This is a genomic window from Paenibacillus sp. Root52 (genome assembly GCF_001426865.1).
Lineage (GTDB): Bacteria > Bacillota > Bacilli > Paenibacillales > Paenibacillaceae > Paenibacillus.
Window position 1 is genome coordinate 179,250 of sequence record NZ_LMFO01000032.1, and the last position, 19,819, is coordinate 199,068.

The 19,819-nt window shown below is 45.6% G+C and carries 20 protein-coding genes; 18 read left to right on the forward strand and 2 right to left on the reverse strand.

Annotation, left to right across the window (positions count from 1 at the left end):
* Positions 1-3: 3 nt before the first annotated feature.
* The 9 genes from opp1B (at position 4) to ASD24_RS27040 (ending at position 8,004) form a co-directional block, all read left to right on the forward strand.
* Positions 4-936, forward strand: a complete 933-nt coding sequence (opp1B, locus tag ASD24_RS27000; protein ID WP_056702572.1) for a nickel/cobalt ABC transporter permease — start codon at positions 4-6, stop codon at positions 934-936.
* Positions 936-1,832, forward strand: a complete 897-nt coding sequence (gene cntC, locus ASD24_RS27005) for a staphylopine uptake ABC transporter permease subunit CntC (RefSeq protein ID WP_056702574.1) — start codon at positions 936-938, stop codon at positions 1,830-1,832. Before opp1B ends, cntC begins: the two co-directional genes overlap by 1 nt.
* Positions 1,813-2,622 (forward strand): staphylopine uptake ABC transporter ATP-binding protein CntD, encoded by an 810-nt coding sequence (gene cntD, locus ASD24_RS27010; protein WP_056702577.1) that lies wholly within the window; start codon positions 1,813-1,815, stop codon positions 2,620-2,622. The genes cntC and cntD overlap by 20 nt, the downstream gene beginning before the upstream one ends.
* A complete protein-coding gene (locus tag ASD24_RS27015) occupies positions 2,623-3,369 on the forward strand; it encodes an ABC transporter ATP-binding protein (protein ID WP_056702584.1) in 747 nt (248 codons plus the stop codon).
* Between the two features lie 14 nt (positions 3,370-3,383).
* On the forward strand, positions 3,384-4,577 hold the full coding sequence (gene cntE, locus ASD24_RS27020; RefSeq protein WP_056702587.1) for a staphylopine family metallophore export MFS transporter CntE: 1,194 nt from the start codon (positions 3,384-3,386) through the stop codon (positions 4,575-4,577).
* A 44-nt stretch (positions 4,578-4,621) separates the two neighbouring features.
* Positions 4,622-5,836: a staphylopine family metallophore export MFS transporter CntE gene (cntE, locus tag ASD24_RS27025; protein ID WP_327205263.1), complete on the forward strand. Its 1,215-nt coding sequence runs from the start codon at positions 4,622-4,624 to the stop codon at positions 5,834-5,836.
* A 252-nt stretch (positions 5,837-6,088) separates the two neighbouring features.
* Positions 6,089-7,288, forward strand: coding sequence for a GTP-binding protein (locus tag ASD24_RS27030; protein ID WP_056702589.1), 1,200 nt, complete (start codon positions 6,089-6,091; stop codon positions 7,286-7,288).
* A 34-nt stretch (positions 7,289-7,322) separates the two neighbouring features.
* Positions 7,323-7,592 (forward strand): 30S ribosomal protein S14, encoded by a 270-nt coding sequence (gene rpsN, locus ASD24_RS27035; protein ID WP_056702594.1) that lies wholly within the window; start codon positions 7,323-7,325, stop codon positions 7,590-7,592.
* Positions 7,593-7,671: 79 nt separating this feature from the next.
* Entirely contained in the window at positions 7,672-8,004 is a 333-nt protein-coding gene (locus ASD24_RS27040; RefSeq protein ID WP_056702596.1) for a DUF3024 domain-containing protein, read from the forward strand.
* Positions 8,005-8,142: 138 nt separating this feature from the next.
* On the opposite strand, the gene ASD24_RS27045 is transcribed toward ASD24_RS27040, so the two are convergent.
* Positions 8,143-9,198 carry a substrate-binding domain-containing protein gene (locus ASD24_RS27045; protein ID WP_056702598.1) on the reverse strand — a complete coding sequence of 352 codons (1,056 nt, stop codon included), beginning with the start codon at positions 9,196-9,198 and terminating at the stop codon, positions 8,143-8,145.
* A 353-nt stretch (positions 9,199-9,551) separates the two neighbouring features.
* Here ASD24_RS27045 and modA point away from each other — a divergent pair, with 353 nt between their 5' ends.
* Positions 9,552-10,421 (forward strand): molybdate ABC transporter substrate-binding protein, encoded by an 870-nt coding sequence (gene modA, locus ASD24_RS27050; protein WP_056702600.1) that lies wholly within the window; start codon positions 9,552-9,554, stop codon positions 10,419-10,421.
* Positions 10,418-11,101: a molybdate ABC transporter permease subunit gene (modB, locus tag ASD24_RS27055; RefSeq protein WP_056702605.1), complete on the forward strand. Its 684-nt coding sequence runs from the start codon at positions 10,418-10,420 to the stop codon at positions 11,099-11,101. The genes modA and modB overlap by 4 nt, the downstream gene beginning before the upstream one ends.
* 116 nt (positions 11,102-11,217) lie before the next feature.
* Here modB and ASD24_RS27060 read toward each other — a convergent pair whose 3' ends face one another.
* Positions 11,218-11,754, reverse strand: a complete 537-nt coding sequence (locus ASD24_RS27060; protein WP_056702607.1) for a GNAT family N-acetyltransferase — start codon at positions 11,752-11,754, stop codon at positions 11,218-11,220.
* A 239-nt stretch (positions 11,755-11,993) separates the two neighbouring features.
* Here ASD24_RS27060 and ASD24_RS27065 point away from each other — a divergent pair, with 239 nt between their 5' ends.
* From ASD24_RS27065 to ASD24_RS27095, 7 genes are all read left to right on the forward strand, one after another.
* A complete protein-coding gene (locus ASD24_RS27065; RefSeq protein WP_056702610.1) occupies positions 11,994-12,440 on the forward strand; it encodes a MarR family winged helix-turn-helix transcriptional regulator in 447 nt (148 codons plus the stop codon).
* Between the two features lie 250 nt (positions 12,441-12,690).
* Positions 12,691-13,791 (forward strand): zinc-binding dehydrogenase, encoded by a 1,101-nt coding sequence (locus ASD24_RS27070; RefSeq protein ID WP_056702613.1) that lies wholly within the window; start codon positions 12,691-12,693, stop codon positions 13,789-13,791.
* 94 nt (positions 13,792-13,885) lie between these two features.
* Complete coding sequence (locus tag ASD24_RS27075; RefSeq protein ID WP_056702616.1) at positions 13,886-15,145, forward strand: MFS transporter; 1,260 nt, start codon at positions 13,886-13,888, stop codon at positions 15,143-15,145.
* Positions 15,146-15,310: 165 nt separating this feature from the next.
* Complete coding sequence (locus ASD24_RS27080) at positions 15,311-17,308, forward strand: methyl-accepting chemotaxis protein (RefSeq protein WP_056702619.1); 1,998 nt, start codon at positions 15,311-15,313, stop codon at positions 17,306-17,308.
* Between the two features lie 213 nt (positions 17,309-17,521).
* Positions 17,522-17,863, forward strand: a complete 342-nt coding sequence (locus ASD24_RS27085) for a hypothetical protein (protein WP_056702622.1) — start codon at positions 17,522-17,524, stop codon at positions 17,861-17,863.
* Positions 17,864-18,229: 366 nt separating this feature from the next.
* The gene (locus ASD24_RS27090) at positions 18,230-19,051 is read left to right on the forward strand and encodes a transporter substrate-binding domain-containing protein (protein WP_056702896.1); all 822 of its coding nucleotides are present in this window, start codon (positions 18,230-18,232) and stop codon (positions 19,049-19,051) included.
* A gap of 24 nt (positions 19,052-19,075) precedes the next feature.
* Positions 19,076-19,819, forward strand: coding sequence for an amino acid ABC transporter permease (locus ASD24_RS27095; protein ID WP_056702625.1), 744 nt, complete (start codon positions 19,076-19,078; stop codon positions 19,817-19,819).

Consider the following 19,819-nt stretch of genomic DNA (forward strand, 5'->3'; position numbering starts at 1 on the left):
GATATGGGAAGGTATATCGTCAAACGAATTCTGTTAGCTATCCCTTTACTGATGGTCATTTCATTTATAACGTTTGTGCTAATTAACCTATCGCCCTTGGAACCAGCAGTCGTGGTATTACAAGCACAGGAAGTTCCGCAGATTACGGCTGAGCTCATCGCCCAAACGAATAAAGAACTGGGTTTTGATCAGCCGTTCCTGATCCAATATATGAACTGGGCGATGGACGTCATACAGTTTGATTTTGGTCACTCGTATGTATCCGGTGAGTCTGTCTGGACGCTAATTGGCCCGGCGTTTCTGAATACGTTGAAATTAACGCTGGTTTCCTCGGTATTTATTATCGCGTTATCGATACTGCTAGGTGTGGTCTGTGCGATGCGGGAAGGAAAACTGCTGGATCAATCGGTCAGAGGCATTTCATTTTTCCTCACGGCGATGCCGTCCTACTGGCTTGCAGCCATCATGATCTGGTACTTCTCCGTCAAGCTGGATTTATTGCCGACCAGTGGCATGGACTCGTATCGCAGCTATATTCTGCCGGTTATTGTGATCACGGTCAGTTATACGGGCATTTATTTTAGGACTGTTCGCAGTTCGATGTTAAGCAATATGAATGAGGATTATGTGTTGTACGCGCGGGCAAGCGGTCTGAGTGAAAGGAAGGTCATGCTTCATATTTTGCGTAATTCACTGCAAGTGGCGGTATCGATCTTCTGTATGGCCATTCCTATTGTGCTGGGCAGCACCGTTGTCATTGAAAATGTATTTGCTTGGCCAGGGCTCGGCAGGCTTAGTGTGAAGTCCATTTTAAGTAGAGATTTCCCGATTATTCAGGCTTATGTACTTATTTTGGCAGTCACCTTTGTCCTGTTCAACACACTTTCCGACATTATCAATGCTGCGATGAATCCAAGGTTAAGAAAGGAATTCTGATGCGAATACTGAAAAATCTGAGCAGAGATAAGCTTGCAATGATCTCGTTGTCCATCATCTTGGCTACGATTATTGTGGGCATCTTTGCCCCTTTCATTGCACCGCATGATCCTGGAGCCGTCAACATGAAGCTTCGTTATGCTTCTTCCTCCTGGACTTATCTGTTAGGCAATGATCACCTCGGCAGATGTGTATTATCAAGACTCATTTACGGCATTCGTCCCAGTGTGTTATGGGTGCTCGTTGCCTTGGCGTTGTCCGTGTTGATCGGAGCAATTATTGGCTTTGTAGCGGGTTATTTCAAGGGTAGAGTGGATGCATGGATTATGCGAATCTGTGACATTATGCTGTCTTTCCCCGGTTACGTGATGACACTGGCTGTGGTGGGTATTTTGGGAGCCGGTCTGGAAAATATATTAATTGCCTTTGTATGGATGAAATGGGCCTGGTTTGCCCGCGTCATTCGAACCTCTGTCATGCAGTTCACTGACATGGATTATGTGAAATTCGCCAAAGCTTCTGGCATACCTAACCTGAGAATCATTACCAGGCATATTGTGCCGGTTACCTTTGCGGATATTGCGGTCATCGCTAGTGGCGCGATGTGCTCAATGATGTTGCAAGTCTCGGGATTATCCTTCCTAGGGCTAGGTATTCAGGCGCCTCATGCAGAGTGGGGGATGATGCTTAATGAAGCTAGAGAAGTTATGTTCTCTAGACCCGAATTAATGTTGGCACCTGGGCTGGCGATTGTGATCGTTGTGTCGGCATTTAATTTTTTATCGGATGCCCTTCAGGTTGCTCTAGATCCTAAACTGATGACTTCCCAGGGCAAGTCCGTCCAACCTCACGAAAGCGAGGTGAGAAAGACAGCTTATGAATATAGTAGAGGCTAAACACCTGAAAGTATGGGACACCAATACAGGCAAAGTCATTATTCATGACAGTTCATTCGAAGTTAAGCAGGGAAGCTGCTTAGCGATTGTTGGTGAGAGTGGAAGCGGTAAATCGGTCACATGTAGGGCGCTAATACGGCTGAATAAGCCGTGGATTCGTCAATCGGGCACGCTGTTGTTTCAGGGTGAGGATCTGAATGCGCTGACGGAACAAGAGATGAGGCGTAAGAGAGGCAAGCAGCTATGTATGATTTTGCAAAATGGCATGAGTGCATTCGATCCTTCCTGTGTGATTGGCGTCCATATTCGAGAGACACTGCAGCAGCATTTTGATTGGAATGCCCGTGAGATCGAGCGCCGAATCTGCAATGCGATGGAAAGTGTCATGCTGAAGAACCCTCCTGAGATCCTGAATCAGTATCCATATCAGTTGTCTGGCGGGATGCTGCAGCGGATCATGATTGCACTAGCACTGGTGCTCGAACCAGCTCTCATTATTGCGGACGAGCCAACCACAGCACTGGATACAATTTCTCAATACGAAGTGGTGGAACAATTAATTCAATTGCGTGAACGCATCGGCTGTTCCATGATATTTATCTCTCATGACTTGGGTGTCGTTAAGAAAATTGCGGACGATGTGATCGTCATGAAGGATGGAATGATTGTGGAGCGGGGCAGCATGCAGTCTGTATTAACGGAGCCCGCACATGCCTATACGCAGTATCTGGTATCTACCCGGTTGGAGCTGAGCAATCATTTCAAGACATTGATGCAGGAGGGCTCATAGATGCTGAAGGTGGATGGGGTTGGCAAATCATATAACCAAGGTGGACTGTTCTCAAAACAACAACAGCAGATTCTGAGCAACGTAACCTTTGAGTGCAAGCAGGGTGAATGTCTAGGCATTATTGGTGAGAGCGGGAGTGGCAAGTCTACCTTGGGACGATTGATTCTGGGCATTGAGAGGCCGGATCGTGGCGTGATCCAGTTTGAAGGAAGAAGTGTGAGTGATCGGCGCGTCCGGATCGGCAATATCAGCGCAGTGTTCCAGAATTATACGTCCTCTATGAATCCGTTTCTTACGGTGGAGGATGCCATTATGGAGCCGATGCAAGCGCTGAAGAAGAGTGAGCAGGATATAGCGGGAAAGGTAGACCTGTTGCTGACTCAGGTTGGATTGGACTCCACCTACCGTTCCAAATATCCACATGAGCTATCCGGCGGGGAGGCACAGCGCGTCTGTATTGCTAGAGCGATCTCTACAGCTCCAAGGTGCATTGTATTTGATGAGGCGATCAGTTCTCTGGATGTGTCGGTTCAGATTCAGGTACTTCAGCTACTGAAGGAACTGAAAGACATCTACAAGATGAGTTATGTCTTCATTACTCACGATATTCAGGCGGCCGCCTATATCTGTGACCGGGTGATTATTTTCAGGGCAGGTCAGATCGAAGAAGTGATTCCTACCGAGCAACTGAAAGATGTCCAGTCGGATTATGCGAAGAAATTATTGAAACATCTTATTACATTTTAGGGGGTTATCCCGTTGTGAGCGGAGCAATGTCGTGGCCTTTTTTGCGTTTGTACATATTGGTGCTTCTCTATTTCAGTGCCAATGCCATTCTTAATGTGATCATCCCCCTACAGGGAGAATTCCTTGGAGCAAGCAGCACGACCATTGGGTTAATCATGGGTGCGTACATGTTTACGACGATGTTTTTTAGACCATGGGCGGGGAAAATTATTCAAAAGCATGGACCAATCAAAATTTTACGTCTTATTCTGATTATTAACGGATTAGCCCTCGTTTTATATACGTTTACGGGTCTAGGTGGATATCTATTAGCCCGGATTTTGCAGGGGGTATCCACGGCGTTCTTTAGCATGGCTCTACAGATTGGCATTATCGATGCACTCCCGGAACAAGATCGATCACAGGGCATATCGTATTATTCGTTGTTTAGTTACATCCCGGGCATTGTGGGGCCAGTGCTCGCATTAGGGATTTGGCAGGCTGGCGGCATGGATTATTTCACGGTTGTGTTAATCGGAATTGCTATCTGTACGGGAGTCTTCGGTTATAGCGCCAAAATAGAAAAGAATAAAGATCAGCCTGAAGGGAATGCACCGGATCAGTCTGTCAGTATGTGGGAGTCCTTTGGACAGTTGGTGAAGAACTCACACTTGTTTCGCTGCAGTGTGCTGATGCTCAGTGCATCGATTGTATTTGGGGCGGTCACAACGTTTATTCCGCTGTATGCGAGTCAGATTCCAAGTGGTAATGCCGGCATCTATCTCATGCTTCAAGCGGGGACGGTGGTGCTGGCACGAATTGTGCTTAGGAAACGGATTCCTTCCGACGGACGATGGCATGCGACATTTATTATGGGCACAATGTTTCTGCTCGCTTTAGCTGCGCTATGCGTAAGCATGTCGACCACAGGAGGGGTGGTTCTATTTTATGTCGGTGCAATTTTGATGGGCATTGCTCAAGCGATTCTGTATCCGACATTAACGACCTATCTGTCATTTGTATTACCTCAGTTGAACCGCAATGTATTGATCGGCTTGTTTATTGCGACAGCAGATTTGGGTATTTCTCTCGGCGGTGTGATCATGGGGCCGCTGGCTGACTTATTTTCCTATTCAATGATGTACATGATCTGTGCTATTCTGGGAGCGGTGATGATCGTTTTTGCCTATGAACGGCGCAATGCGGTCACAGGTACATCTGTGAGCTGACTTCCAGAGAAAGTAGGTACGATGCATTGAAGGATTCTGAAACTGTGACAACCCATGGAAAATTAAACCCGGCATCCTTATCTTTTTTTCGGTTTTATATGCTGGCTTTTTTATTTTTTGCAGCCAATGCTGCGCTGACGATTATTCTGCCTTTGCGGAGCGAGGCAGCAGGGTTGAATCAGGCGGAGATTGGTCTCATGATGGGGGCATACATGTTCACGTGTATGCTATTAAGACCTTTTGCAGCGCAACTGCTGGGCAAGTATGGACCGCTTCGTGTCATGAAGGGGTTACTGCTTCTGCATGCGGGAACGTTGCTGCTATTTGTTGTGTTTGGTGTGGAGGCGTATCTGTGGCTGCGGGCATTGCAGGGTGTGGCAACAGCGTTTTTCTCAATGACGATGCAAGCGGGAATTGTAGAGAAGCTTGAGGATAAAGACCGTGCACAAGGCTTGTCCATGTACACGCTGTTTACGATGGTTCCCACGCTGGTGATTCCGATCCTGGCCATTCAGATCTGGGAGAATGCCAATGATCTGTGGTTCATTGTGCTGATATTGGGACTCGCGGCACTTCCCTTGTTGGTTGGCTACTCCGTGGATCTGCCCCAAAGTACAGTACAGAACAAATCGTACACATTGGGCGATATGCTGCGTTCATTCAGCGGCATCTGGCGTAGTACACCCCTGTTAATTAGCAGTATCGTGATGCTCTTTGCTTCATGTGTGTTTGGAGCAACGGCGACGTTTCTTCCCTTGTATATGGTGTCCACGGGGGCGGCGAGTGCGGGGCTGTTTCTAACGATTCAAGGCTTAGTGGTTATTCTGTGCCGGTTCATCCTGCGCAAAAAAATACCGTCGGACGGGAGCTGGAGTACCTGGCTGATGGCAGGATTACTGATAAGTGCAGCACTGGGAACGCAGTTGCTCAGCCTGCTGGAGACGATCGGACCATTCGTATATCTCTCGGCAGTGTTTAGCGGTTTTGCCGTAGCTTTGCTGTATCCAACACTGACGACGTATCTCTCTTTCGTGCTGCCTGCGGATTCCAGATATGTGCTCATGGGTATCTTCATGTCCTCGTACGATCTGGGCTTCTCCCTCGGTGGACTCGCCATGGGTATTCTTGTGCAAGTGAGCTCGTATTCGGTGATGTTTATGATCTGTACACTGCTCTCCGTGGTGGCCTTGGTTCTGATCGTACTATTCCGTCAGCGAATGGAAGCGGGCAATAGCGACAGGTCTGTGGTGTCGAACTGAACAGCAGAGTGATTATATGATTGTTTATATTTTGTAGTGAAGGCTTATGAACTGAAATTTCCTCGATCTATCATCAGGGTAGAAACCGCAGGATAACAGGGCATAAGCCCTTTTTTTCATTCAAGATTAAGGTGATGTTGTGAAAAATAATTTGACAACAGCGACTAACAGGATTATAGTTTTTGTTGTTAATCGTAATAATTACTATTAAGGTTCATCAAGATGAACTGTACCTATAAGGAGTAGATACACATGACACAAAAGCAAGTGCCGGTAACTGTACTCAGCGGTTACCTCGGTTCAGGTAAAACGACGGTTCTGAATCATATCCTGCATAATCGGCAAGGCTTGAAGGTTGCCGTGATTGTCAACGACATGAGTGAAGTCAACATTGATGCCGCATTAGTACGGGGAGAAGCGACACTCTCGCGTACGGAGGAGAAGCTGGTGGAGTTGTCTAACGGCTGTATCTGCTGCACCTTGCGGGATGATCTGATGCAGGAGATTGAGAAGCTGGTGAACGAAGGCAGGTTTGATTACATTCTGATCGAATCGACAGGCATTAGTGAACCTGTTCCGGTTGCCCAGACTTTTACATACGCCGATGAAGAATCGGGTATTGATCTGACCCGTCTAGCTAAACTGGATTGCTTAGTTACCGTGGTGGATGCTAATCGGTTTTGGCATGATTTTGCTTCAGGACAGAGTCTTCTGGATCGGAATCAGGCTACCGGGGAAGACGATACACGGGATGTTGTAGACTTGTTGATTGACCAAATTGAGACGTGTGACGTGTTGCTGCTGAACAAATGTGATCTGGTCGATGAGGTGGAGTTGAATAAGCTCGAAGGTATCATTCGCAAGCTTCAGCCTCATGCCAAAATCATCCGTACAGTGAATGGTCAAGTGAACCCGTCCGAAATTCTGAACACAGGCCGCTTCGACTTCGAACAAGTGAGTATGTCTGCCGGATGGATTCAGGAACTGGAGAAAGAAACACATACTCCCGAGACAGAGGAATATGGCATAGGCTCCTTCGTGTATCGCCGCAGAAAACCATTCCATCCTACTCGTCTGGCAGAATTTATGAGTTATTGGCCAGAAGAAGTTGTACGTGCAAAAGGGTTGGTCTGGCTCGCAGCTGAAGGAGATGTGGCAGCCAGTCTTAGCCAAGCCGGGCCATCGATTCAGTTTGGGCCTGCGGGACACTGGGTAGCAGCATTGCCGGAAGCGGATCGGGAAGAAATATGGCAGAGTGAGCCTGAGGTTCGAGCGAAGTGGGATGCCCAGTGGGGGGATCGCCAGACCGAGCTAGTTATGATTGGGATTGAGATGGATCGAGCCATCATAGAAGAAGAACTGGATCAGTGTTTACTCAGTGATGATGAGATGCAATCCGATTGGACAGGGTTTGAGAATCCACTGCCATGGCCTGTAGACGCAGTGGTTTAAGAGACATATACCCAAACGATAAGGAGATGTAGATATGGCCAAGAAGTCAAAAGTTGTTCGTGAGAAAAAACGTCAAGCTATGGTAGCTCGATATGCAGAGCTACGCCGTGAGCTCAAAGAAAAAGGAGATTACGAAGCGTTGCAGAAACTACCACGCAATGCCTCTCCTACTCGCTTGAAAAATCGCTGTGAGGTGACAGGTCGGCCAAGAGGATACCTACGCAAATTCAAAGTATCACGGATTGTCTTCCGTGAACTGGCTCACAAAGGACAGATCCCGGGTGTGACAAAGTCAAGCTGGTAACGAATGTGCCTTTGTGTTCATAAGCGTGTTCATAAGTCGGTTGGGTTGTCTGTATTAGACCAGTTGGGGAGGTAATACCATGCTAGACTCCTTTACCGTTTGCCGAATTGAGTCCATACTGGACGGGTATATCCATGAGAAAGTACCTGCACCGCTGCGAACGATGGTGAAGTTGACCTATCGTATGGATCAGAATGAGCTAATTCTGACCGAAGAGAGACCAGCCCAGGAGCGTTACCGATGGGACAAGCTGGATATTGCCAGATTCGAGTGGGATGAGCATCGCTGGAAGGTGTTTGCCAAGGATAAGCATGATTGCTGGGATACAGTAGATGCGATACAACCTTGCCAGCATTTTGAGGATTTACTTGAACAGGTGGAACGAGATGAAGCAGGCGTGTTTTGGCGCTAATGCTTAGAACGGATAAATGCCGCTGCAATCCATGCAGCGGCATTTTTATTTTAATCATTTCCATCGCCAGTGAGACATGAACACGACATACATTGTAGTAAGCTGCTACATTATCATGCATGATGTCCAGTTTAGATACTACACTTCGTATAAAATTTCCCCTGTACGTGAAACATCGTAGCCTTCAAACGTTTGCAGTTCCTGCCTAAATTCTGAGGATTGCAGGATACGTAACACTGAATCTACCCACGCTTCATTTCCTTGTTTTCTAAGCATAACTAGATCGTATCGCTCCTGTACAAGGGGGATAAAATCAACCTGGCCAATGAGCCGAACGGCCTTCTCGATGCCGACACCTACATCGGCTTCACCAGTGCTGACTTTCGCTGCAACGCCCATATGACTGGTCTCCTCTATATCGTATCCCTTCAATTGGGAGGGAGAGATACCGTGGAGCCGAAGCTGTTCGTCCAGCAAAACCCTTGCGCCAGAACCCTTCTCACGATTAGCCAATCGGAGATCAGGCTGGTTCAGGTCACTCCAATCCTTAAGGCCACGCGGATTACCCCGTGGTACATAGAGGCCAGCTGGGCGTGACAGCAGGTTCACCACTACGTAAGACCAGCCAATCAAGATTTTGCGAATATAGGGTAAGTTGTACTCCCCTGTATCTCCATCAAGCAAATGAGTGCTGACGAGATCCGATTCGCCGCGATACATCGAGATTAATCCGTCTAGGCTGCCCATGAATGAGCGGAGGGGACGGATATTCTGAGTTTGTTTCTCCATATGGCGCATGAGAATATCTAGGCTCACATCCTGACCCGTAATGACAAGGTGACGGGCAGACAGGTGGTTCTGCTGAGCATTTGCAGGAGGATACGCAGTCACGGTAGATGAAGAGCCAGAGGATACCGGATGTAGAACCGAGTCTGTGTTCATTGAATCGGTATCCTTGTTGCCTGAACCTTGTGAACGAGCTGCTGATTCCGCGGCAGCAGTTCGATTAATGCCGGATTGGAGCTGTTTGGAGCGATGTTTATATGCCTCCAGATCGGTGGCGTCCACTCTCATCTGTTTGCCTACGCGGTAAGCGACGAGGTCTCCTTTTTTGATCAGGTCATAGACCGTCAGCTTGGATATTTTGAGTAGCTTCGATATTTCTTCGGTCGTATAGGATTGCTCCTCCGTCATTAGTGAAGATCCTCCTTCAAAGGTATATAAATAAATGTATACATAGGACACTCGCCATTTCGATGGCAAAGTATGATGAAGTCATTTTCAAGAGAGAAAGGTACAGATGTATTTTAGGGTTAAATCATTTTTCTTCATCTATGCTATCGCTTGATTCGTCATAATTAATATCTCTTGTACTATACCATTAATTGAGGGGAACCATAAACCATAGAGCGTGCAACCATCCAATCTAAACGTCATTAAAAATAGAATGTGAGCTATGTCACCTTCCCATTTTAACGCTCTTGTGTATAATGAATTATAGTTAATTATATCTAATTATAACGAAACATAACTTTGGGGGAGAATGAATGAGACAGAGAATCGGATATGTACTGGGAAGTATGTCACTTGGATTAGCTCTTGTATTGAGCGGATGTGGAGCGAACACAGGCTCTCCAGATGCGTCCTCGGCAACGGGAGCCGCGGCGTCTACTGCAGCATCAGGGGAGAACAGTCCAACAGAGAATGTGGATCCGCAGGAAACGGTGGAGTTAACTATCTCGGCTGCTGCCAGTCTGACGGATGCGATGAAAGAAATTGAGACAAGCTTTGAAGCGGCTAACCCCAACATTAAACTGAATTTTAACTTCGGTGCTTCGGGTGCATTACAGCAACAGATCGAGCAAGGAGCACCATCTGATATTTTTGTCTCCGCTGCAAGTAAAAACTTAAATGCTCTCGTGGAAGAGAATTTGATTGCTGAAGCAGATCAGCAAAATTTACTCCAAAACTCATTAGTCGCTGTTGTCACTGCTGATCGTGCGGATGAAGTGAGCAGTGAGAAGGATCTTACCTCAGATACAATTAAAACCATTGCGATCGGCATTCCAGAAAGTGTACCTGCGGGAACATATGCCAAGGAAGCATTGACCAATGCGAAGCTGTGGGATCAGCTGGAGAGCAAGCTCGTACAGGGTAAGGATGTAAGACAAGTATTACAGTACGTTGAGACGGGGAATGCAGATGCTGGATTTGTATATAAAACAGATGCGTTGACCTCTGATCAGGTGAAGATTGCGTTTGAAGTAGACAAGAATAGCTACACACCAGCCAATTATCCAGTAGGAATCATTGAAGGCACGAAGCACCGGACAGAAGCGGAACAATTCTATACGTATTTGCAATCGCCTGAGGTACTGGACGTGTTCGCCAAATACGGGTTCTCCATTCCGGAATGAATGTGAACGCCATAGACTGGTCGGTATTTTGGTCACCGGTTCGACTATCGCTTCAGGTCGCTCTTCTATCCAGTGTCATTGCTGCCGTGCTTGGAATTGCTGTAGCCTGGAAGATGTCGCGTGCTTCGTTCCGGGGCAAAATATTTCTGGAAACGTTCTTCATGCTTCCGCTTGTGTTACCTCCAACCGTCGTTGGGTTCCTATTACTTGTGCTGTTAGGACGCAAAAGTCTACTTGGTCAATGGATTGAAGCCATCTTCTCGGCGCCAGTGATCTTCTCATGGTGGGCTGCGGTAATCGCCGCTGTTGTGGTCGCTTTTCCACTGGTCTACCAAACGATGAAATCTGGATTTTCCGGAATTGATCGGGATCTCGAAGCAGCTGGTCGATCCATTGGTGCGAATGAGTGGCAAGTATTCTGGTACATTTCCCTGCCGCTGGCTGGCAGAGCATTGATGACCGCATTTATATTGGGGTTTGCTCGAGCTCTCGGTGAATTCGGCGCTACATTGATGATTGCAGGTAATATTCCAGGCAAAACGCAAACGGTGCCTACGGCAATCTATGTTGCTGTGGATTCCGGGAATCAGACGATGGCATGGGCGTGGACATGTACCATTGTCGTGATCTCATTTATGATGCTGTTCCTGACCAGACAATCGCGAAGCAGTAATGATTGATTCACGACACGACAGGATGAAAGTAAACAAACCCGCTGAAGGAAAGGTTTCCTTCAAGCGGGTTTTTGAGTTAGATCCGTATACGGATATTAGATTATGAGAATAGAACCTTGGCGCTAACCCGTTTGTACAGACTGGGCATGATAACGTTCCGGGTCTAATATTTTGATCATAAACACAATTTCTTCTGAAGCATCAGCAGTCTGCACCACTTGGGTATGGAACGGAGTGTAGCCTTTACGTTCATACATGGGAGCCAGCCAAGGATGCCGAGTCGCTGTTGCCAAGAAAAGGGCAGGCTCATCCAGTTTGGTCAGAATCACCTGCTGTTCAACCCAGTCAAGCAACCTCGAACCATACCCTTTGCCTTTATGGTTAGGACTCACAGCGAACCACCGAATAAAAGGATAGGAGCTGATCGCCTGCCGCCGCGCATCTTGTCCTCGATCCAAGGTTACGGTAGCAATGATCTGCCCATCTTCCTCAAGTAGATAACACTCATGCTGAGTTACGTTATTCTGAATAACCTCCAATGTGGCATGTCCTGCAGGAAACGGAATGTTTAGCGCACGAATCGTCTCGTATGCATCCAAAGTAACGGCAAGCAACGATTCAGCGTCTTCCAGTGTGGCTAGGCGATAATGTTCTGTCATCGGTAACCTTCCCTTCATGATTGAATGGCAACTATTCCAACCCGGTAAGTGAACATTATAGATTAGGTGTCATTTTATCATGGAACGGTTTCCGGGAGTAGCGTACTCTAATCCATTCTATCTATAAGCCAATTGAAAGCTTCTATATGTATTCGTAGAGTTGTGGCAGAGTGCAAATATAAAATCCGTGGGTTATAATAAATAAAAGTGTTAGAACTATAAACGGGGTGCTAGATTTCGTGGATAAAAAAGAGCGAAGAGAAGAGTTGCTTATTGAAAATGCACTTATGTCTTCCATGTTTAATAAAATTTGGTTAACTGACTGGAATTCTAAAAATCATCTGAATTTATCCATGACTGAGGTAAGTATACTAGAGATGTTAGCTTCCGAGGGCCAAAAGCGGGCAAAAGAATTATCAGAGCCGCTACATATTACTTCTGGAGGAATAACAGGGATTTGCAACAGGTTGATTAAGAAAGGTTACATTGTGAGAACGCGCGATGAATCGATTGATCGACGCTCTGTTGTTCATGAAATTACGGATTTAGGTAGAAAAGTTGTTCAAGAAGCTTTTGATATGAGATTAGAGCTGGTATCTACTCATTTTAGCTCGTTGACGGATGAAGATATCCAAGCATGGAACCGAGTATACAAAAAATTGCTGGGAAATGTGAACTCAAAGTAATAGCTCCACATAGGCGAGTAGACGAAGCAGAGCATCTGTTTCGTCTATTTTTTTTGCTTTTTATGCCTACAGATATGGCTTTATATGTGAATAATATCACGTAATTAATTTTTGCAAGTGACAAAATTATGAATTGTAAAAAATAAAGTTTAGGAGTATTATTTATCTTGCAAGTAAGATAATTATTAAAAAGATTGTTTTTGATAATTTAAATGTACAACGAAATAACAACAAAGGATGTGCAGACACAATGAAAGCAGTCACGTACAAGCAAGGTCAGTTTGAAGTCAAGGAACTACCGGAACTTCGACCGAACCAAGATCAATTGTTAGTAGAACCCCTCGCCATAGGAATATGCGGAAGTGATCTTTCAGCCGTTGAACATACGGAGGATTTTCTAGAGAGTGTAACCAAAGCAGGAAGTGTGGGACAAGCCTTTGATCCTACGAAAGACCTTGTTCTAGGTCATGAGTTTACAGCCAAAGTGATTGAGGTTGGTGAACATGTGACGGAGTATGCTCCTGGCGATCTGCTCGTTATTCTTCCATGGGTTATTGGCGATAATGGCGTTCCTTACACCGTTGGATATTCCAATGACTATCCGGGCGGGTTATCCGAACGTGTTCTTGTCGGAAATGGTGGACATTACAAAATACCTGAGGGGGTAAACCCTTATCACGCTGCGGTCACCGAACCGCTTGCAACCGGTTACAACAGTGTTCTGCGAGCTGAGATCGATGCTACAGGCGGAGCGATCATTACAGGTGCTGGTACAGTGGGGCTAGGAGCTGTTATTGCTTTGGCTACCCGAGGAATTCATCCAATCGTGGTGTCAGATCCTTCCGAGACACGGCGTAATATTGCTCTGACGTATGGCGCTCATGCTGTAGTCAATCCGATGGAACAAAATCCGGTGGATGTATACAACGAATTGGCTGATGCATCACAAAGATTGTATGTATTTGAAGCCTCTGGCGTTCGAAATCTGATCAATAGCATGATCGATTCTGTGCCACACTACACTAAATTTCTCATTGTGGGTGCATCGATGGCAGATAACACAATCAAGCCAACTACGCTCATTAATAAAAATATTACATTGGAATTTATTACAGGTCCCGGCTATGGAGAAAGCTCATATACGGCTCTAGGTGAGACATTCAAGGACATGAAAGACGGGAAGTTTGATCCATCGCAGATTGTAACTTCATACACCGGATTTGAGGGTGTTGGTAAGGCTTTTGCTGCACTGCGTCCAGGCGGAGACAAGAAGATTGATCAAGTGAAGATCTTAATTCTGCCTCACCTTCAAGGGGACAAATTCTATACTTCAGATGAATTGAAACTCTAAGAAATCGATTTTAATCCCAGCTTAAAGATTGATACTACAGCCAAAGAGGTGAACACAGTGTTGTCAGGCACCAGGAGTCAGACAGCATGAAATTATGGAAAGTCAGCCTAGTTACTCTAATTATCGTTGGGTTATGCTCGTATTGTCTGCCTTAACATCTTTGGTACCTACGATTATTTTTGTAGGTCCAACGGTTTTTATTCCCATGATGATGGAAGACCTGAATATAACGACAGCAGAAGCTGGAATTATCGTTACGATTGTATTGTTGGGAGCGGGACTAACAGGAACCTTAGGTGGTCCGCTCATGAGCAAATTTGGAATCAAACATACCCGAACCATAGCGCTTGTATTTTATACGATTGGAGGGCTGGTACCGCTCTTTACGTCTAGCTTCACGGTACTCTTGCTTAGTCGTATATTGATCGGTGTTGGAATGGGGATTGCCGCCGGAACCTCTGTAGGTGTAACCATGGACTGGTACCCTCCCAAAGAGAGACCTTTGATTAATTCTTTGAATTCTATTCTGTCTTTAGCCGGATCTTTCTTGGCTCTTGTGCTTGCAATACCTGTCTACAATGCAATGGGTGGAAGCTGGAAGATGACGCTGGAGTTGTTCGGCATTGCTATGCTGATCACGACGATTCTGTGGATTATTTTTGCCAAAAACAATGTACAGACCGTATCAGCCGACCCAGCGGGCATAGAAGTTGATCCTTCCGTTACCCGCCCTGTAGCTAAAGAGAATGTACTGAAGCAGGTGCTGAGAAGAAAAGAAGTCATTTTGCTCATCGTTGCTTATTTATCATTTATGTTGGCGAGTCAAAGCCTCCAAACCTTCCTGCCAACTTATTACCAGACGGATCTGATGATGTCTGCAGCCAAATCAGGTACGATCACCAGTCTGATCTCTCTAGCTTCAGTTGTGGCAGGTGTACTTGTAGGTATTCTCATGGCGGCTTCAGGAAGACGGAAAATCTTTATGTGGCCACTACTGGTGTTGCTGCTTATAGGGTGCGTTGGTTCCGTCACATTACCAGATGGCTGGATGCTCTACGGTTCTGTCATTTTAATTGGTCTTGCCTTAAATGGATGGCTTCCTGCTATGTTTACGAGTGTCATGGAACTGGAAGGCATGACCCCGGAGAAAGCGGGGGCGGCACAAGGTGTTATTTTGAGCGTAGGTATGTTTGGCGGAGCTGTTTCGACGCTGGTCATCGGAATCATTGCCGAGTACACGGGACTTCGTAACGCGCTGCTATATTTCAGTTTTCTCGCCGTATTTGCGATTATTGCAACCTTGATCTTCCCGGAGACGGGGCCCAAAGCTAACCGAAATAGAGCCACCATGTAATAAGCTTTAAATGAATGAACTGGCAGTTCCCACTTGATCGAAAAAAGGGAGCTGTCAGTTTTTGCTATGCAAACATAAAATTTAATAAGTATCTTACCGATAACATAATTATCAGTAATGTATTTTTAAAATATAATTGTAGCGAATACAAAAAGGAGCTTGGTGATGATTAGAGCATTGAAGAAGCTATATGAGAAAGTAAAAATAAGAAAATTAGGAATAAAGCTCATTGCCATTGTGTCTTTACTTATCGTGATCCCGTTGGGCATACTGGGCAAGATGTCTTATGAGGAAGCCAAAATGCAGATTGCGATTAAACTTGGAGAAACAGCGAACGGCACCGTAGAGACATTGAGCACCAGCTTGTCCAGTTCTTTTTACGCTCAACAATTGAATGTTCAACAGCTTTCTTTGCTAGTCAGTGATCTGAATGAGAATGCTGGAGCTGCTGAAATCAACAAAATCTTAAACGATTTTCTCCGCCTACACCCCGAATTAGAATCCATTTTGATCGTAGATGAAAAAGGCGTAACGGTGGATGCTGCAGGAGCTAGCCTAGATCCAGAGAATAGCAGTGATAGCCGATGGTTTGAAGAAGCAATATCCCGACCGGGTCAAGTTATTATTTCTTCTCCTGAACCAGCAGGAGATCAACAGAATTTGATCTTACATATGTCAAAAACGCTTGAGCACGAGAAGGGAGTAATCACCCTCATCTCCTCGGTGGATCAGCTTGAATCACTGTTCAGTTCCACTCAATTGGGACAAAGCGGGTTTATTTACGTGCTTGATCAGAACGGGACGGTGATGTATCACCCTTATGTCCCTCAAGGGACGTTACTTCAGGATGATGCTAGTAATGCGATTTTGGAAGGAGATAAGGGAGAACTGACGATTGTTAACAATGATACCGGTGATATGGGTCAAGGGTATTATTACACAAATGAAATTACAGGATGGAAAGTCATCGCGGTTATTCCTTTTCAAGAGTTTGCAGACGCAGCTGCTCCAATTATGAAGAAGACCATGTGGATTCTATCCATTAGTGTACTGACAGCCTTGATTTTACTTGTAATATTTACTCGCAGTATTACGAGACCCATTAGTCAACTAGTGCAGTTGTCGCAGAGAATCAGTGAAGGCTATTTGAACGAGCGTGCTCAGATCAAACAAGATGATGAGATCGGGCGATTAGGCGAAAATTATAATCATATGGTGAATTCCCTGCATGATATCATTCGTAATGTCTCCAGCTCCTCTGTGATTCTTGCTGCATCAAGCCATGAGTTGAGTAGAAGCTCGGATGAGACTACAGTAACGGTAGAACATGTGGCTGGCTTACTTGAAACCTCAGCTGAAGGCGCACGAGCACAATCACGATTAACGCAGGAAACTGCGCATACGATGGAAGAGATGGCGATCGGTATTAGCAAAATTGCGGAATCCTCTGCCAATATCGCTGGACTCTCCAGCGGTACGGAACAAGAGGTCAAAAACGGAAGCAAAATGGTTGAAACCGTAGGAAGCCAAATGGAGCTAATCCGAGCATCGGTGAAAGAATCGGCAATGTATATTGAGGAACTTAAGCATCTGAACTTCAAAATAACAGATATGAGTAAAGCTATTTCAGATGTATCGGAGCAAACGAATCTCTTAGCTCTGAACGCATCGATTGAGGCTGCACGGGCAGGGGAACAAGGCAAGGGATTTGCCGTTGTTGCGCAGGAAGTAAAAGCATTGGCCGAACAATCGAGAGCATCCGCCGCACAAATACAGGAAACCATTACACTTGTTAATCGACTGGTGGATAACGTACATGAAGCGATGACCGAACGAGTCATGATTGAAACGGTTCGCGGAGTAGAATTATCGGCTGAGGCACTGCATGCATTACAAAAAATTGAAATATCTACGCAACATGTTGTTCAGCAGATGTATGATGTGTCAGCCGTAACGGAAGAATTGTCAGCCAGTACAGAAGAGATCGCGGCTTCGGTTACTGATATATCCCATGTTTCTTCGAATTCATCTGCTGCTTATGAAGAAATTAGCGGGGCAGGACAAGAGCAATTAGCATCTATGGAGGAAATTACAGCTTCAGCCCAGAATATTGCCAAGATTGCAGCAGAGCTAGAAGGAAAAGTGAAAAAGTTTATCCTGTAAAAACGTTATCATGCAATTCAACCCCCTAGAAACATTGGAATTGAACTTAGGTTTATTCAATGAAAGGCTAGGGGGTAATTTATTATGGTTCTATTGGTAATTTTGGATAATCAACAAAAATATTTATCGTAAAGGTCTCGCTTTTCGAGTGCTTGTTCCTGTAAAATAGAAGTAACTGATTCTTCCCAGCACTGAAATAAGGAGAGACGACGAATGAATACGAAACCTGATTGCGGCGTATCGTTGCAAATTGACGACTATCTGGATCTTTTGCATTTTGCCATCCAAATTCAGGATCAAGAGTGGCAGCAGTCCCTGATCCACCAGCTCAAAGTATTTCAGCCGGCGGGGGAGCACCAACAACAACGATCACCTGAAGAAGAGCTTTGGACAAGGCTGGATCATATTAACAGCAAGTTAACAGGGCTATGTAACCAATTGCATGCTGCACACTCCAAGGACGAACGTGAGAAGTTTGAGGCACGCATCGGTCTACTTCAAGTGCAACGCGTAGAAGTGGCACGCAAGATTAAGTGGGCAAGCCGTAGAACATAGATAAGCAATATGAATCAAAGTCTTCGTTGAAGTTTGGATAGAGACCAGATTAGTATGTCTTAGATCAGCGAGATGAAGATTAGATAGAAGCTATTCTCCCAAGTTAGTTCAAGGGAAGAATGGCTTTTTTCTATTGAACAGACAAGGGATGTAATCAAACATAGAGAAGTTCTATAACGTTATCAGGATGTCCTATTAACCTGGTTATTGCCTGATGAGGACTCCCGATGCTATTCTTTGTTCAATCCAATTCCGACTATACAAGTAAGAATGGTTATTTAAAATGAGTCAGGAAATGGAAGTACACATCAAATTAGCTGTGATAACAGCCTGTGGAGGAGATTGGGAATGGTTAAAAAACGGGGGATTCAGAAATTTCGGACAGCACTGCTGTTCATTACGATGCTTGCGGTATTGGCTGGATGTAGCACAGGAACTGCCGGGAATGAGTCCGAATCTGCTTCTGCAACAGGCGACAGCAAGGTGAAGAAGATCATTGTTGGAACAGGCACGCAGTTCCCGAACGTCTGCTTCATTGATGAGAACGGTAAATTAACAGGCTACGATGTGGAGCTAATCCGAGAGATTGATAAACGTTTACCAGAGTATGAATTCGAATTCAGCACGATGGATTTCAAGAACTTACTGCTTAGTTTAGAAACGAAAAAAATTGACCTCATCGCTCATCAGATGGAAGTCAATGAAGAGAGACAAGCGAAGTTCTTATTTAATGACGAAGCCTATAATATTTTTCCTAATAAAATTGTGGTAAGCCAGAAGAATGAGGAAGTTAAATCGATCGATGACCTCAAAGGTAAAAAACTGATTGTTGGGGCCACAAGTAATGCGGCTGTACTGGCTGAGAAATGGAATGCTGCAAATGGCAGTCCCATTGATATTGTCTATTCTGGAGCAGGTGAGGATACCATTACCCAGATCAAGACAGGGCGGGTAGATGCAACGATCAGCACACAGTTTGCCATTGATTATCAGAATAAAGCGGTTGATGCTCAATTGAAGACGGTAGGAGATCCGCTGTCCAACTCCAAAGTCTACTTTATCTTGAACAAGGATGAAGAAGAGCTCAAAGCCAAAGTGGATGAAGCGCTCAAATCAATCAAGGAAGATGGAACATTAGCTAAACTGAGCACAGAGTGGCTAGGCGCTGACTATACAGTTGAAGAGTAGTCTGAGAAAGGTGTGCAGGCGGTAATGGGAAAAGCATTCGATCTGTCATTGGTTCTGGATTTTGTCCCGGAACTGCTACGATATTTGCATATAACATTGATTGTGCTAGGTGGTTCTATCGTGCTCGGGCTGGCTGGAGGCGTCTTGCTCGCTGTTCCAAGGTTATACCGGATCCCAGTATTAAGTCAGGTGGCCACCCTGTACATTTCGTTCATGCGGGGCACACCGATCCTAATTAAGCTGTTTCTGGTGTACTACGGTCTTCCTGAGTTGCTCAAACCGATTGGTATCGACCTATCCAGAACCGATCCCCTATTGTTTGTTATTGTCACCTATGCCTTGAGTGATGCAGCATCCTTCGCCGAGATCTTCCGAGGTGCTGTGAAGAGTGTCGACAAAGGACAGACCGAAGCTGCATATGCAGCGGGCATGACCTCCTTCCAGTCTTTTCGCCGTATCGTTGTACCTCAGGCACTCATTGTTGCTTTTCCGAATATGGCCAATACGTTGATTGGTTCGTTGAAGGATACGTCACTTGCGTTCTCCATTGGTGTTATGGATATGGTCGGCAGAGGGCAGACGTTAATCTCAGCCACCTCCCATGCCCTTGAGGTGTACATCAGTTTATCCATCGTATATTACGTTATTGTCATCGTACTTGAAAAAGGCTTTGCTCAGGCTGAGCGCAGATTGCAGCGCCATGAACGCAAGCGTCTCGTACACAAACCGGTGGTTCGAGCGGAACGCCTGAAACGAATAGCGGGGTGA